General features: G+C 71.4%; 15 protein-coding genes. 4 read left to right on the top strand and 11 right to left on the bottom strand.

The features are described from left to right. Position 1: 1 nt before the first annotated feature. From OG199_RS34970 to OG199_RS34955, 4 genes are all read right to left on the bottom strand, one after another. Complete coding sequence (locus OG199_RS34970) at positions 2-1,216, bottom strand: sensor histidine kinase (RefSeq protein ID WP_401806319.1); 1,215 nt, start codon at positions 1,214-1,216, stop codon at positions 2-4. After that, entirely contained in the window at positions 1,213-2,955 is a 1,743-nt protein-coding gene (locus tag OG199_RS34965; protein ID WP_356806938.1) for a cation acetate symporter, read from the bottom strand. Before OG199_RS34965 ends, OG199_RS34970 begins: the two co-directional genes overlap by 4 nt. A gap of 150 nt (positions 2,956-3,105) precedes the next feature. Next, complete coding sequence (locus OG199_RS34960; RefSeq protein WP_356806936.1) at positions 3,106-3,465, bottom strand: hypothetical protein; 360 nt, start codon at positions 3,463-3,465, stop codon at positions 3,106-3,108. Between the two features lie 11 nt (positions 3,466-3,476). Beyond that, positions 3,477-4,232, bottom strand: coding sequence for a LytTR family DNA-binding domain-containing protein (locus tag OG199_RS34955; protein ID WP_356806934.1), 756 nt, complete (start codon positions 4,230-4,232; stop codon positions 3,477-3,479). Positions 4,233-4,309: 77 nt separating this feature from the next. Between OG199_RS34955 and OG199_RS34950 the strand changes: the two genes are divergently transcribed. The 4 genes from OG199_RS34950 to OG199_RS34935 all read left to right on the top strand — a co-directional run bounded on the left by OG199_RS34950 (position 4,310) and on the right by OG199_RS34935 (position 7,827). Further along, positions 4,310-4,822, top strand: a complete 513-nt coding sequence (locus OG199_RS34950; protein WP_266697175.1) for an Lrp/AsnC family transcriptional regulator — start codon at positions 4,310-4,312, stop codon at positions 4,820-4,822. Positions 4,823-4,944: 122 nt separating this feature from the next. Continuing rightward, the gene (gene ddaH / locus OG199_RS34945; protein ID WP_356806931.1) at positions 4,945-5,766 is read left to right on the top strand and encodes a dimethylargininase; all 822 of its coding nucleotides are present in this window, start codon (positions 4,945-4,947) and stop codon (positions 5,764-5,766) included. After that, positions 5,763-6,989, top strand: a complete 1,227-nt coding sequence (gene rocD / locus OG199_RS34940; protein WP_405832819.1) for an ornithine--oxo-acid transaminase — start codon at positions 5,763-5,765, stop codon at positions 6,987-6,989. The genes ddaH and rocD overlap by 4 nt, the downstream gene beginning before the upstream one ends. Before the next feature lie 112 nt (positions 6,990-7,101). After that, positions 7,102-7,827: a lysophospholipid acyltransferase family protein gene (locus OG199_RS34935; RefSeq protein ID WP_356806927.1), complete on the top strand. Its 726-nt coding sequence runs from the start codon at positions 7,102-7,104 to the stop codon at positions 7,825-7,827. Between the two features lie 119 nt (positions 7,828-7,946). Here OG199_RS34935 and OG199_RS34930 read toward each other — a convergent pair whose 3' ends face one another. From OG199_RS34930 to OG199_RS34900, 7 genes are all read right to left on the bottom strand, one after another. Continuing rightward, the gene (locus OG199_RS34930; protein WP_356806926.1) at positions 7,947-9,557 is read right to left on the bottom strand and encodes an alpha/beta hydrolase; all 1,611 of its coding nucleotides are present in this window, start codon (positions 9,555-9,557) and stop codon (positions 7,947-7,949) included. A gap of 130 nt (positions 9,558-9,687) precedes the next feature. Beyond that, positions 9,688-10,446, bottom strand: coding sequence for an urease accessory protein UreD (locus OG199_RS34925; protein WP_356806924.1), 759 nt, complete (start codon positions 10,444-10,446; stop codon positions 9,688-9,690). Continuing rightward, positions 10,443-11,126 carry an urease accessory protein UreG gene (ureG, locus tag OG199_RS34920; protein WP_405832817.1) on the bottom strand — a complete coding sequence of 228 codons (684 nt, stop codon included), beginning with the start codon at positions 11,124-11,126 and terminating at the stop codon, positions 10,443-10,445. The genes OG199_RS34925 and ureG overlap by 4 nt, the downstream gene beginning before the upstream one ends. 233 nt (positions 11,127-11,359) lie before the next feature. Continuing rightward, a complete protein-coding gene (locus OG199_RS34915; protein WP_356801472.1) occupies positions 11,360-12,034 on the bottom strand; it encodes an urease accessory UreF family protein in 675 nt (224 codons plus the stop codon). Continuing rightward, positions 12,034-13,755, bottom strand: coding sequence for an urease subunit alpha (locus tag OG199_RS34910; RefSeq protein ID WP_356801474.1), 1,722 nt, complete (start codon positions 13,753-13,755; stop codon positions 12,034-12,036). Before OG199_RS34910 ends, OG199_RS34915 begins: the two co-directional genes overlap by 1 nt. Next, positions 13,748-14,059, bottom strand: a complete 312-nt coding sequence (locus OG199_RS34905) for an urease subunit beta (protein WP_405832814.1) — start codon at positions 14,057-14,059, stop codon at positions 13,748-13,750. Before OG199_RS34905 ends, OG199_RS34910 begins: the two co-directional genes overlap by 8 nt. Before the next feature lie 16 nt (positions 14,060-14,075). Further along, complete coding sequence (locus tag OG199_RS34900; protein ID WP_356801478.1) at positions 14,076-14,378, bottom strand: urease subunit gamma; 303 nt, start codon at positions 14,376-14,378, stop codon at positions 14,076-14,078. Positions 14,379-14,450: the final 72 nt, after the last annotated feature.

Below are 14,450 nucleotides of genomic sequence, written 5' to 3'. Positions count from 1 at the left end.
CTCACTGCCGGGGCAGCCGTCCCGCCGAGTGCACGCCCGGCTGGTACTTGGGCAGCCGGGCCGTGATCTTCATCCCCGCCCCCACCGCGGTCTCGATGACGAGGCCGTAGTCGTCCCCGTAGACCTGGCGCAGCCGGTCGTCGACGTTGGACAGACCGATGCCGTCCGAGGGGCTGACCTCGCCGGTGAGGATGCGGCGCAGCCGTTCGGGGTCCATTCCGGTGCCGTTGTCCTCGATGACGACCAGCGCCTCGGCGCCCGCGTCCTGCGCGGTGATGCTGATGTGGCTCTTGTTCGACTTGTCGGTCTTGCCCTCCAGGCCGTGTTTGACGGCGTTCTCCACCAGGGGCTGGAGGCAGAGGAAGGGCAGCGCGACCGGCAGCACCTCGGGCGCGATCTGCAGGGTCACCGAGAGCCGGTCCCCGAAGCGGGCCCGCACGAGCGCCAGGTAGTGGTCGATGGCGTGCAGTTCGTCGGCGAGGGTGGTGAAGTCGCCGTGCCTGCGGAACGAGTAGCGGGTGAAATCCGCGAACTCCAGCAGCAGTTCGCGGGCGCGCTCCGGATCGGTGCGGACGAACGAGGCGATCACCGCGAGCGAGTTGAAGATGAAGTGCGGGGAGATCTGGGCGCGCAGGGCCTTGATCTCGGCCTCGATCAGGCGGGTACGGGACCGGTCGAGGTCGGCGAGTTCCAGTTGCACCGAGACCCAGCGGGCGACCTCGCCGGCGGCCCGGACGAGCACGGCGGACTCGCGGGGCGCGCAGGCCACGAGCGCTCCGTGCACCCGGTCGTCGACGGTGAGCGGCGCGACCACGGCCCAGCGCAGCGCGCAGTCCGGCTCGTCGCACCGGAGCCGGAAGGCCTCACCGCGGCCGGTCTCCAGCGGGCCGCCGAGCCGGTCCATGATCTCGGTGCGGTGGTGCTCCCCGGCGCCGTCCCAGGCCAGGACGGAGTCCTGGTCGGTGAGGCAGAGCGCGTCGGTGCCGAGCAGGGTGCGCAGCCGGCGCGCGGACCTGCGGGCGGTCTCGCCGGTGAGGCCCGCGCGCAGCGGGGGTGCGGCGAGCGAGGCGGTGTGCAGGGTCTCGAAGGTGGCGTGCTCGACGGGGGTGCCGAGTCCGCCGAGGTTCTCGGGCCGCGCGGTCCGCCTGCCGAGCCAGAACCCGGCGGCGAGCAGGGGGAGCACGGCCACGCACAACCCGGCCAGGAATCCGCTCACGCGTCGGCCTCCTTCGTGTGCGCGGCCGCGCGCACCTGGCCGTCGGACAGTTCCTCGGGAAGGTGGAACCGGGCCAGGATCGCCGCCGTGCCGCCCGGCACCCGGCCCGGCGTCGCCAGCGACACCAGGATCATGGTGAGGAATCCGAGGGGAACCGACCAGAGCGCGGGCCAGGCGAGCAGCGCGTGCAGCGCGCCGGAGCGCGGGTAGCCCGCCATGGTCGCGGCGACCGCCACGAAGGCCGCGCCGCCGCCGACCAGCATGCCCGCGCCCGCGCCCGGCGGGGTCAGCCGCCGCCACCAGATGCCGAGGACGAGCAGGGGGCAGAAGGAGGAGGCGGACACGGCGAAGGCGAGTCCCACGGCGTCGGCGACCGGCAGTCCGCCCACGATCATGCTGGCGGCGAGCGGCACCACCATGGCGAGCACGGTGCCGAGCCTGAAGTGGCGCACGCCGCGCGAGGGCAGCACGTCCTGCGTGAGGACCCCGGCCACCGCCATGGTCAGTCCGGACGCGGTGGACAGGAACGCCGCGAAGGCACCGCCCGCCACCAGCGCGCCCAGGAGGTCCGCGCCGAGTCCCCCGATCACCCGGTCCGGGAGCAGCAGCACGGCGGCGTCCGCGTTCCCGGTGAGGCTGAGTTCGGGGGCGTACAGCCGGCCCAGCGCCCCGTAGACGGGCGGCAGGAGGTAGAAGGCGCCGATCAGGCCGAGGACGGCGACGGTGGTGCGGCGGGCGGCGACTCCGTGCGGGCTGGTGTAGAAGCGGACGACCACGTGCGGGAGTCCCATGGTGCCGAGGAAGGTGGCGAGGATCAGTCCGTAGGTGGCGTAGAGGGGGCGTTCCTCGCGGCCGGCTGCGAGCGAGGTCGACATGCCGCCGTTGTCGGCGCGGTCGGCGGCGGGTACCGGGTCCCCCTTCCCGAAGGTCAGCCGGGTGCCGCGCGCGATGCGGTGGACGCCGGCCGGGAGCCGGACCCGCTCGCTCCGGTAGCGGTGGCCGTCGACGGTTCCCGTCGCGGTGACGGCCAGTGGGTCCGACAGTCTCAGGTCGAGGGTGCCGTCGATACGGACGACCCGCTGCGCGCGGAAGGTCGCCGGTTCGTCGAAGGCGTCGCGCGGGGCGCCGTCGCTCTGCCAGGCGAGGACCAGGAAGATCGCCGGGACCAGCAGGGCGGTGAGCTTCAGCCAGTACTGGAAGGCCTGGACGAAGGTGATGCTGCGCATGCCGCCGGCCGCGACCGTGGCGACCACGACGACCGCGACGAGCACACCGCCGAACCAGCCGGGCGCGTCGGTCAGTACCGCCAGCGTGAGCCCCGCGCCCTGGAGTTGGGGCAGCAGGTAGAGCCAGCCCACGCCGACGACGAAGGCACCGGCGAGCCGCCGGACCGCCTGCGAGCCGAGCCGCGCCTCGGCGAAGTCGGGCAGCGTGTAGGCGCCGGAGCGGCGCAGCGGGGCCGCGACGAACAGGAGCAGTACCAGGTAGCCCGCCGTGTATCCGACGGGGTACCAGAGCATGTCGGGGCCCTGGACGAGCACCAGGCCCGCGATGCCGAGGAAGGAGGCGGCGGAGAGGTACTCCCCGCTGATCGCGGCGGCGTTCAGCCGTGGGCCCACGGTGCGCGAGGCGACGTAGAAGTCGGAGGTGGTCCGGGATATGCGCAGGCCGAACGCCCCGACCAGGACGGTCGCGACGACGACGAGGGCGACGGCGGGCACGGCGTAGTTCTGGTTCACCGGGCGGGGCCTCTCGCGCCACGACCGCCGGGAGCCCTCGTCGCGCGTCCCGCGCATCCCCTCACGCCGCGCCCCTCGACGGTCCTCGACCGCGTCTCGGCGGCCTTCGTCGGTCCTCGCCGCACTTCGATGACGGTCCTGGGCGGTTCCTCAACGGTCCTCGACCAGACGCACGAAGTCCCTCTCGTTGCGCTCCACGCGGCGCACGTACCAGCGGGCCAGCAGGACCAGGGGCGGGTAGACGCAGAAGCCGAGCACGGCCCATTCCAGGCCCGCGCCGTCCGGGATCGCGGCGAAGACCAGGGGCAGCGGTCCGACCAGGAGGACCAGGACGGCGAACACCACGATGGCGACGCGGAGTTGACTGCGCATGAGTGAGCGGACGTAGGTGTGGCCGAGTGTGGTCTGTTCGTCGATCTCGGTCCTGGGCCGGTAGTAGCCGGACGTCCTGCGGGTGCGCCGGGGCGCTCCGGTGACGACCACCCGGCGTTCGGTCGGATCCTGCGGCACGCCGTTCCCCCTCAGCCGGTGGTCCGGCGCATCAGCAGGTCACGCAGTTCGCGCGTGTGCCGACGGCTGACCTGGAGTTCGACGGAGTCCACGAGAACGCTCACCGTACCCGCGTCCAGCCGGAGTTCGCCTATGTGGCGCAGGGCGACGAGGTGGCGCCGGTGGATGCGGACGAAGCCGCGGGACCGCCAGCGTTCCTCCAGGGTGGACAGCGGTATGCGGACCAGGTGGCTGCCCTGGGCGGTGTGCAGGCGCGCGTAGTCGCCGTGCGCTTCGGCGTGGGTGATGTCCTCCACGGCCACGAAGCGGGTCACCCCGCCGAGTTCGACGGAGATGTGGTCCGGGTCGGGTTCGTGGACGGGTATCAGCGGTGCGGTGCGCCGGAGTTGGTCCGCCCGGCGGACGGCCTCGGCGAGCCGCTCCCTGCGCACCGGCTTCAGTACGTAGTCGACGGCCTTGAGGTCGAAGGCCTGGACGGCGAAGCCCTCGTGCGCCGTGACGAAGACGACGAGCGGCGGATGGGCGAATCCGGTGAGCAGCCGGGCCAGGTCGAGGCCGTCGAGTCCGGGCATGTGGATGTCGAGGAAGACGACGTCGATGGCCTCGGGCCCGTCGGGTCCCGAGGCGAGGGCCCGGTTGATCCGGCGCAGCGCCTCGGTCGCGTCGCTCGCGCCCTCGGCGCCGGCGACCCGGGGATCGGCGTTGAGGAGATAGAGAAGCTCCTCCAGGGAGGGTTGTTCGTCGTCGACGGCGAGCACGCGCAGCATGGAAGTGGAGTGTAAGAGCGAATCGTACGTCTGGACATGTGCGGGGCATGGACGTTCTCGCTGGATACAGTGCCGCCATGAACAGCAAGTCCGGGATGTTCGACGAACTCGACCGCAAGATCATCACAGCCCTGATGGCCAATGCCCGGACGAGCTTCGCCGAGATCGGCGCGGCGATCGGGCTGTCGGCGACCGCCGTCAAGCGGCGAGTGGACCGGCTCCGCGAGACCGGCGTGATCACCGGGTTCACGGCGACGGTGAAGCCCACGGCGCTCGGCTGGCGCACGGAGGCGTACGTCGAGGTGTACTGCGAGGGCGCGGCGCCGCCCCGGCGGCTCGCGGAGGTGGTGCGCAACCATCCGGAGATCACCGCCGCCATGACCGTGACCGGGGGCGCGGACGCGCTGCTGCATGTGCGTGCCACCGACGTGGACCACTTCGAGGAGGTCCTGGAGCGGATCCGCACCGAGCCCTTCATCCGGAAGACGATCAGCTACATGGTGCTGTCCCATCTGCTGCCGGAGGCCCCCGAGGCGGGCGCGACCCATGCCGCCCCGGAGGAGGCCCAGGACGCATCAAACGTGCGCTGACCATCGCGATTGCGCAGCGATACTGCGCACACACGCAGCTCTCGTCGCTTGTCGCCCGTATCCCCCGTTTCCTACCTTTGAGGCACCCCCGTCATCACCGCAGGAAGCGGAGGAACCTCTCTGTGCCTGACAGCCGTGTGCCGCGTCCCCGGCGCTTCCTCGTCTGCGAACCCAGACACTTCGCCGTGCAGTACGCGATCAACCCCTGGATGCACCCCGACACCCGGGTGGACGTCGATCTGGCCCATGGCCAGTGGAAGGCGCTGATCAGCGCCTATCGTGCCCACGGGCACACCGTGGACACCGTGGAGCCGGTGGCGGATCTCCCGGACATGGTGTTCGCGGCGAACTCCGCGCTCGTCCTCGCGGGCCGTGTCTTCGGTTCGCTCTTCCACGCGCCCCAGCGCCGCCCGGAGTCCAGCGCCTACGAGACCTGGTTCAAGGCCGCCGGCTTCGACGTCTACCGTCCCGAATCCGTGTGCGAGGGCGAGGGCGACCTCGTTCCGGTGGGCCGCTACCTCCTGGCGGGCACCGGCTTCCGTACGACCCCGGAGGCGCACCGCGAGGTCCAGGAGTTCTTCGGCGTCCCGGTGATCAGCCTCCAGCTGGTGGACGCGCGCTTCTACCATCTGGACACGGCCCTGTTCGTCCTGGAGGAGGGGCCGCGGGCGAACATCGCCTACTACCCGGAGGCGTTCTCGCCCGGCAGCCGCGAGGTGCTGGCACGGCTCTTCCCGGACGCGGTGGTCGCGACCCGCGAGGACGCGATGACCTTCGGTCTGAACTCCGTCTCCGACGGCCGTCACGTCTTCATCTCGCCGCGTGCCGAGGCCCTCGCCGACCAGCTCGCCCGGCACGGCTACGTCCCCGTCCCCGTCGACCTCTCCGAGTTCCACAAGGCCGGCGGCGGCATCAAGTGCTGCACCCAGGAGATCCGCTCATGACCGCTCCCGCCCGTACGCGTACGTCCGCCGAACTGATCCGCGCCGAGGCCCCGGTCCTCGCGCACAACTACCACCCGCTCCCCGTCGTCGTCGCCCGCGCCGAGGGCACCTGGGTCGAGGACGTCGAGGGCCGCCGCTACCTCGACATGCTGGCGGGCTACTCGGCCCTCAACTTCGGCCATCGCAACCCCGTGCTGGTCGAGGCGGCGCACCGCCAGCTCGACCGGCTCACCCTGACCTCCCGCGCCTTCCACAACGACCAGCTGGCCCACTTCGCCGCGTCCCTGGCCCGGCTGACGGGCCTGGACATGGTCCTGCCGATGAACACCGGCGCCGAGGCGGTGGAGAGCGCCGTCAAGGTGGCCCGCAAGTGGGCGTACGAGGTGAAGGGCGTGGCCCCGGACCAGGCCACGGTCGTCGTGGCCGCGGACAACTTCCACGGCCGTACGACCACGATCGTCAGCTTCTCCACGGACGAGACGGCCCGGAGCGGCTTCGGCCCCTTCACCCCGGGCTTCCGGATCGTTCCGTACAACGATCTCGCGGCGCTCGAAGCGGCCGTCGACGAGACGACCGCGGCCGTGCTGATCGAGCCCATCCAGGGCGAGGCGGGCGTCGTCATCCCCGACGACGGCTATCTGGCCGGTGTGCGCGAGCTGACCAGCAGGGCCGGCTGCCTGTTCGTCGCGGACGAGATCCAGTCGGGTCTGGGGCGGACGGGCACCACCCTCGCCGTCGACCACGAGGGCGTCGTCCCGGACATGCTGCTGCTCGGCAAGGCGCTCGGCGGCGGCATCGTGCCGGTCTCGGCGGTGGTGGCGCGTCGCGACGTGCTCGGCGTACTGCGGCCCGGTGAGCACGGCTCCACGTTCGGCGGCAACCCGCTCGCCGCGGCGGTCGGCTCGGCGGTCGTCGAGCTGCTGGAGACGGGTGAGTTCCAGCGCCGGGCGGCCGAGCTGGGCATGATCCTGGAAGGCGGTCTCAAGGGACTCGTGGGCAGAGGGGTGGAGGGCTTCCGCTCGCGCGGGCTGTGGGCGGGCGTCGACATCGACCCGGCCATCGGCACGGGCCGCGAGATCAGCGAGGGCCTCATGCGCGAGGGGATCCTGGTCAAGGACACCCACGGTTCGACCATCCGGCTGGCTCCGCCGCTGACCATCACCGCCGACGAACTCCACTCCGCACTCGCGGCCCTGGAGAAGGTGGTGACGCAAGGGGTCTGATACCGGCCACGGGGCCGCAGGGAGTGATTCCCGAACGGTTACCCCCGGCGACGGGCACGCCTAAACTGATCGCTCCCCGGGGAGGACCCGGAGGAACAGAGGAGCGCCTCAGGTGTTTTATTACGTGCTCAAACATGTGCTTCTGGGTCCGCTGTTGAGGCTGGTGTTCCGGCCTCGGATCGAGGGCCTTGAGCACGTACCGCCGTCGGGGGGCGCCATCGTGGCGGGCAACCACCTGTCCTTCTCGGACCACTTCCTGATGCCCGCGATCCTCAAGCGGCGGATCACCTTCCTCGCCAAGGCGGAGTACTTCACCGGGCCGGGCATCAAGGGCCGTCTGACAGCCGCGTTCTTCCGCAGCGCCGGGCAGATCCCGGTGGACCGGTCCGGCAAGGAGGCGGGACAGGCCGCGATCCGGGAAGGGCTCGGTGTGCTGCGCCAGGGCCATCTGCTCGGCATCTACCCGGAGGGCACCCGCTCGCACGACGGGCGCCTCTACAAGGGCAAGGTCGGCGTCGCGGCCATGGCCCTCAAGGCCCGGGTACCGGTCGTCCCCTGCGCGATGATCGGCACCTTCGAGGCGCAGCCGCCGGGCCAGAAGATCCCGGACCTGCACCCTGTGGTGATCCGCTTCGGCGAGCCCCTCGACTTCTCGCGCTACGCCGGTATGGAGAACGAGAAGGTCATCCTGCGTGCCGTCACCGACGAGATCATGTACGCCATCCTCGCCCTCTCCGGGCAGGAGTACGTCGACCGGTACGCGGCCGACGTCAAGGCCGAGGCGGCCGCCGAGAGCGCGGACAAGGCGCGCAGGTTCCCGCGGATGCCGCTGAGCTGACGGTCCGGCGGGCCGGCGGGACCAGCGGGACCGGCGGGACCGGGGTGGGAGCGCCACCGACGCGCCACAGACGCGAAAGGGGCGGCCGGAGGACCGGCCGCCCCTTCGTGTGCGGTGTGTTACGGCGCCGGCGTGGCGTGCGGCGTGCACGTCACATCGGCCTTGTCCGTCCTGCCGGTGAGCAGGTAGGTGTCCACCCGCGTGTTGATGCACGGGTTGACCAGGCCGGTCACACCGTGCGAGCCCGCGCCGTTCTCGGTGATGAGACGGGAGCCCTTGAAGCGCTTGTGCAGTTCGACCGCGCCCTGGTAGGGGGTGGCGGCGTCACGCGTGGACTGCACGATCAGGACGGTCGGCAGCCCCTTGCCGGTCCTGACCTCGACCGGGGTCTGCTGCTTGACCGGCCAGGTGGCACACGGCAGGTTCATCCACGCGTTGGCCCACGTCATGAACGGGTAGTCCTTGTTGAGCCGCGTGTTGTCCTTGTCCCACTTGTTCCAGCTGGTGGGCCACTTGGCGTCGGTGCACTCGACCGCGGTGTAGACCGCGTTGCCGTTCTCCGAGCTGATGTTGCCCGCGGTGTCGGAGAGGTCCGGAGCGGCGGCGTCCACCAGCGCCTGGGTGTCACCGGCGACGTACTTGCTGAACACCGACGCGACCGGTACCCACGAGGAGTCGTAGTACGGGGCGCTCTGGAAGAAGGAGATCAGCTCGGCGGGTCCGACGACCCCGCCCAGCGGGCTCTTCTTCGCGGCGGCACGCAGCTTCAGCCACTGGTTCTGCACCTTGGCGCGGGTGTCGCCGAGGTGGAAGGCCGCGTCGTTCTTGGCGACCCAGTCCTCCCAGTCCTTCCAGCGGCCCTCGAAGGCCACGTCCTGGCCCAGGTTGGCCTCGTACCAGATGTTCTCCCGCGCCGGGTTGACGACGCTGTCCACGATCATGCGGCGGACGTGCCCCGGGAAGAGCGTGCCGTAGACGGCGCCGAGGTAGGTGCCGTACGAGACGCCCAGGTAGTTGAGCTTCTTCTCACCGAGTGCGGCGCGGATGACATCCAGGTCGCGGGCGGTGTTGGGCGTGGTCATCTGCTGCAGGACGGCCTTGCCACTGCGCTCGGCGCAGCCGTCCGCGTACTCGGCGGCGAGCTTGCGCTGGGCGCGCTTGTCGGCCTCGGAGCCCGGGACCGGGTCGGCCTTGGGCGCCTTCACGAACTCCTGCGGGTCGATGCAGGAGATGGGTGCCGAGTGGCCGACGCCGCGCGGGTCGAAGCCCACGAAGTCGTAAGCCTTCGCGGTGTTGGTCCAGAGCGGGTTCTTGCCGGTGACCCGGGTCGGGAAGCGCATGCCGGAGCCGCCGGGGCCGCCCGGGTTGTAGACGAGGGCGCCCTGACGCTCGGCCTTCGTCCCGGTGCTCGCGACGCGGTCGACGGCGAGCTTGAGCTTCTTGCCGTTCGGGTGGGCGTAGTCCAGCGGAACGCTGACCCAGCCGCACTGGATGGGCTTCGCGAAGCCCCAGTCCGCCGGGCAGTCCTGCCAGTCGATCCCCGCCTTGGCGGCCCGGTCCGCGGCGACCGCGGCACCGCGCTGCTCGCGGCTCTGCCCATGGCTCCGGCCCTGACGTGAGTCGGCGGTGGCCGACGGGGCCGCGACGGCTCCGGCTATCAGGGTCGCCGTGACGAGCACGCCGGCCGAACCGAGCGCCGTCACCCGCTTCGTCGGTCTCTTGGACCTCAAGTGGGACCTCCCCGTACATCGTTGCGATTGGTACGGGGATCCTTTCGGCTGTGAGGTCCCTGAGAACAGGGGTGACCGGGCTTCTTTACTAATCCGATAAGCGGTGTACTGAGCCCCGTTGAGCGGATTCTCAGCCGAACGACCCCAACGCGCCGTCCAGAACCCGTCTCAGTTCGAGCGCGTCCGGCGCCAGCGCGCTCACCAGAACAGCCGGTCCGGCCAGCGGATTGACGGCCGCGCACTCCCCCAGCAACCGCGCCGACGGCATCCGGTCCTCGAACTCCGGCCGCACGATCAGAAGTTGTCCCAGGGCCCGGTGACCCCCCAGGACCGCCGGCCCGTCCCAGCCGCCCGGCGCACCGGGGCCGCACGCCAACTCCTGGTCCAGCAGCGTCCGTCCGCCGAGCCGCAGGGTAAGTCGGCTGGTGAGACGCCCCGGTTGCTCACCGGCACGACCGAGTACCTGCTCCTCACGGAACACGAGCCGCGCGCCACGCTCGAGGTCGATCTCCGAGGCGACGTGCAGGTCACTCCCGTTCGCCGAGATCAACTGCTCCGGAAGCCACCGCAGTTCACCTCCACCGGCGACGCGCAGCCGTACGGCGTAGCGGGCCTCCCCCTTGGCCTGCCCCGGCAGGGCGATGGTCGCGGCGGCCGAACCGACATGCAGGCACGCCCCTGCGCCGACGGTCGCCTCCACGGCGAAACGGTCGTTGCCGAGCGGGCCGCTCATCGCGCCGACGAGCATCACCCGTGCCTCGTCGCCGTGTGCCCGGGTGCGGCGCGGCGCGATCGGTCCCTCGCCGTCCAGCACGGGCAGCGAGGTGCCGCCCCTGCCGTCGGCGCGTGCCCCGATCCGCGCGGTGGCCCGCACGCCCGTTGTCGTCATGCCGTCCACGCGGCGAGCCGCTCCCGTACCCAGTCCGTGACGGCCGTGACGCCGCTCTCGGTCCTCAACGACTGGAGAACCACAGGGAGTTCGGCTCGTTGCGCCTTGGCGTCGGCGGCCATCCGCGCCAGGTCGGACCCCACGTAGGGCGCGAGGTCGGTCTTGTTGACGACGAGCAGATCGGCGGTGGTGACTCCCGGCCCGCCCTTGCGCGGGATGTCGTCGCCGCCCGCCACGTCGATCACGAAGATCTGGGCGTCGACCAGCCCTCTGGAGAACGTCGCCGTGAGATTGTCGCCCCCGGACTCGACCAGGATCAGGTCCAGCGGCCCGACCTCGTCCTCCAGGTCCTCCACCGCTTCGAGGTTCGCCGAGATGTCGTCCCGGATCGCGGTGTGCGGGCAGGCCCCCGTCTCGACGGCGGTGATCCGCTCGGGCGGCAGCACCGCCTCCCGCAGCAGGAACTCGGCGTCCTCGCGCGTGTAGATGTCGTTCGTCACGACCGCGAGGGACAACTCGTCGCGCAGGGCCCGGCAGAGTGCCGCGACGGTCGCGGTCTTGCCGGATCCCACGGGCCCACCGAGCCCGATCCGCAGGGCCCGACGCGAGCCGTCGGGACGCCGCGCGTCGGCACTCACGGCGGACGCCCCGTCGTGACCGTGACGATGGTCGAGATGCATGATTGCGGCTCCGTTTCCCGGCCGAGACCGAATTCCGACGTTTTCGAACCTTCCGGCGCCCGGACGATCCGGACGCCTCGGGCCCTTTGCTGAGCGTGGGACCCTTTGCCCGCGGGCGCTCCGGCCGGCACACCCAGCCCGTCCGGCGTCTGCGGACGAGCCCTTCGGGCGACCCGGGGGTCCGGGGGCGGAGCCCCCGGCGGACGCGCACAGCGACGTCCACCCCGGGCCCACTACGACGCGAACAACCGCACAGCCCAAGCGGCATGCGCCTCCGCACTGATCTCCAGCAACGGAGCACCCCTGACGGGCAGCGCGTCGACACCGTCGACCACCACGCGCCGCGCCGCCTCGGCCGCCTGGTGAGCCACCCGGTCCAACTCCGGCGCCAGCCGGGCGAGTACCGCCGTGGCGTCGAAGGGATCCAGGCTGAGCAACCGCACGGTCGCCGTCGCCGGCCCGCTGACACTCTCGTACACGGAGCAGTACGCGGCGTCCTCGGGCCCGAGCCCGGCACCCCGAGCCGTCACCCCGAGCACCACGGGCTGGTGCGCTCCCTTGGGGAACTCCCGTGCCAGCGCGTCGAGTTCCGTGGACGGCCAGGCCGCCCGCGCCGCCCGCATCAGCTGCCGTCCGAGCCGCCGCGCGGCCCCGCGCAGGGCGGGTGACGGCGTCCGGGCGTCCGCGGCCGAGTCCAGGGCCACCGGGTCGACGCCCAGCGCCGCCGCGGCGGCGAGGGCGGCGGACACCAGCCCCGTCGTGTGCAACCGCCCCAGGCAGAAGTTCTCCAAACTCGCCGCCCCGCTGATCCGCCCCGCCTTGACCGCCGCCTCGGCCCCGCCGGAGTGGGCATGCCCTCCGGCGGGGAAGCGGCCGTCCGCCAGGACGAGGAGTGCCGCGCGGGACATCAGAAGAGGAAGTAACGCTGGGCCATGGGCAGTTCCGCGGCCGGTGTCGCCTCGACCAGCTCGCCGTCGATGTGCACCGCGAAACTGTCGGGATCGACCTGTACGCGCGGCCGGGCGTCGTTCTCCCGCATGTCGGCCTTGGTCACCCCCCGGGTCGAGTCGATCGCCATGAACCTCTTGCTCAGCGAGAGCCGTTCCGGCAGCCCGTCCTCGATCGCGAGCGGTGCCACGAAGTTGAACGAGTTCGCGGCGGGCGCCCGTCCGATCGCCCCGAACATCGGCCGGGGCAGAATCGGCTGCGGCGTCGGAATGGACGCGTTGGCGTCGCCCATCTGCGCGTACGCGATCTGCCCGCCCTTGATGACGAGCTGCGGCTTGACGCCGAAGAACGCGGGCTCCCACAGCACGAGGTCGGCGAGTTTGCCGGTCTCGACGGAGCCGATCTCGCGTGCGAGGCCCTGCGCCAGCGCCGGGTTGATCGTGTATTTGGCGACATAGCGACGTACACGGTGGTTGTCGGCCCGTCCGTCGCCCGGCAGGGCCCCGCGCCGCCGCTTCATCACATGGGCCGTCTGCCAGGTCCGCAGGACGACCTCGCCGACCCGGCCCATCGCCTGGGAGTCGGAGGAGATGATCGAGATCGCGCCGAGGTCGTGCAGGATGTCCTCGGCCCCGATGGTGGACGGCCGGATACGCGACTCGGCGAAGGCCAGGTCCTCGGGGACGGCCGCGTTGAGGTGGTGGCAGACCATCAGCATGTCGAGGTGTTCCTCGGCGGTGTTGACGGTGTACGGCCGGGTCGGATTGGTGGAGCTCGGCAGCACGTGCGGCTCGGAGACCACCGTCATGATGTCCGGTGCGTGCCCGCCGCCGGCGCCCTCGGTGTGGTACGCGTGGATGCCGCGCCCACCGATCGCGGCGAGCGTGTCGCCGACGAACCCGGCCTCGTTCAGCGTGTCGGTGTGGATGGCGACCTGGATGCCGGTGCGGTCGGCGACGGTCAGCGCGGCGTCGATGACGGCGGGCGTGGAGCCCCAGTCCTCGTGCAGCTTCAGTCCGAGCGCGCCGCCGCGGATCTGCGACAGCATCGCGTCGTGCGAGACGGTGTTGCCCTTGCCGAGCAGTCCGAGGTTGAGCGGATACCCCTCCATCGACTCCAGCATCCGGGCCAGATGCCACGGGCCGGGCGTGACGGTGGTGGCCTTGGAACCCTCGGCGGGACCGGTGCCACCGCCCACCAGGGTCGTGATGCCGGAGGCGAGTGCCTCGTCGGCGATCTGGGGGCAGATCAGGTGGACGTGCGCGTCGATGGCGCCCGCGGTGACGATCCGTCCGTTGCCCGCGATGATCTCGGTCTCCGGGCCGATGACGAGGTCGGGGTGGACACCGTCCATGGTGTCGGGGTTGCCGGCTTTGCCGATGCCGGTGATCCGGCCGTCGCGGATGCCGATGTCGGCCTTGACGATCCCCCAGTGGTCGATGATCACGACGCCCGTGACGACCGTGTCCGGAGTGCCCTCCGCGCGTGTGGCGCGCGACTGGCCCATGGACTCCCGGATGACCTTGCCGCCGCCGAACACGGCCTCGTCACCGGCGCGCCCGGGGCCGCCGGAGCGGTCCTCCTCGATCTCGACGAGCAGGTCGGTGTCGGCGAGCCGGATGCGGTCGCCGGTGGTGGGGCCGAACAGATCGGCGTACGCGCCGCGCGAGAGCTCAGGCATCGAGGGCACCTCCGGTCTCGCCGCGCAGACCGGGTACGACACGGGCGCCGGCGAGCGGTACGAGTTCGACGTCGACGGGGATCCCGGGTTCGAAGCGCACGGCGGTGCCGGCGGCGACGTTGAGCCGCTTGCCGCGGGCGCCGGCGCGGTCGAACTCCAGGCCGGGGTTGGCCTCGGCGAAGTGGTAGTGGGAGCCGACCTGGACGGGTCGGTCGGCGGCGTTGAGGACGGTCAGCCGGGTGACTTCGCGGCCTTCGTTGAAGGTGACGGTTCCCTCGGCGAAGAGGATCTCTCCGGGAATCACGGTGCTCGCTCCCCCGTCAGACGATCGGGTCGTGGACGGTGACGAGCTTGGTGCCGTCCGGGAAGGTCGCCTCGACCTGGACGTCGTGGATCATTTCGGGGATGCCCTCCATGACGTCGTCGCGGGTGAGGATCTTGCGCCCGGAGGACATCAGCTCGGCCACGGTGCGGCCGTCGCGGGCGCCTTCGAGGATGTGCGACGTGATGAGGGCGACGGCCTCGGGGTGGTTCAGTCTCACTCCGCGGGCCCGGCGCTTCTCGGCCACGTCGGCGGCCACGTGGATCAGCAGCCTCTCTTGCTCGTGCGGGGTCAGTTGCACGGCGTCCCACCTCACAGTCCTCGCTCCGGACCGTGCGGGGTCCGGTGGCCGCAGCCACCAAAACCCCTGGTG

Source organism: Streptomyces sp. NBC_01176 (genome assembly GCF_045039825.1).
GTDB lineage: Bacteria > Actinomycetota > Actinomycetes > Streptomycetales > Streptomycetaceae > Streptomyces.
The sequence above is the reverse complement of the archived record's forward strand: the minus strand, read 5'-3'. Positions and strand labels throughout refer to the sequence as shown.

Excerpts from the sequence above, each read along its gene's own strand:
- OG199_RS34955 (WP_356806934.1), bottom strand. The coding sequence starts at position 4,232 with ATGCTGCGCGTGCTCGCCGTCGACGACGAACAACCCTCCCTGGAGGAG.
- OG199_RS34950 (WP_266697175.1), top strand. The coding sequence starts at position 4,310 with ATGAACAGCAAGTCCGGGATGTTCGACGAACTCGACCGCAAGATCATC.
- rocD (WP_405832819.1), top strand. The coding sequence starts at position 5,763 with ATGACCGCTCCCGCCCGTACGCGTACGTCCGCCGAACTGATCCGCGCC.
- OG199_RS34925 (WP_356806924.1), bottom strand. The coding sequence starts at position 10,446 with ATGACGACAACGGGCGTGCGGGCCACCGCGCGGATCGGGGCACGCGCC.
- ureG (WP_405832817.1), bottom strand. The coding sequence starts at position 11,126 with ATGCATCTCGACCATCGTCACGGTCACGACGGGGCGTCCGCCGTGAGT.
- OG199_RS34915 (WP_356801472.1), bottom strand. The coding sequence starts at position 12,034 with ATGTCCCGCGCGGCACTCCTCGTCCTGGCGGACGGCCGCTTCCCCGCC.
- OG199_RS34910 (WP_356801474.1), bottom strand. The coding sequence starts at position 13,755 with ATGCCTGAGCTCTCGCGCGGCGCGTACGCCGATCTGTTCGGCCCCACC.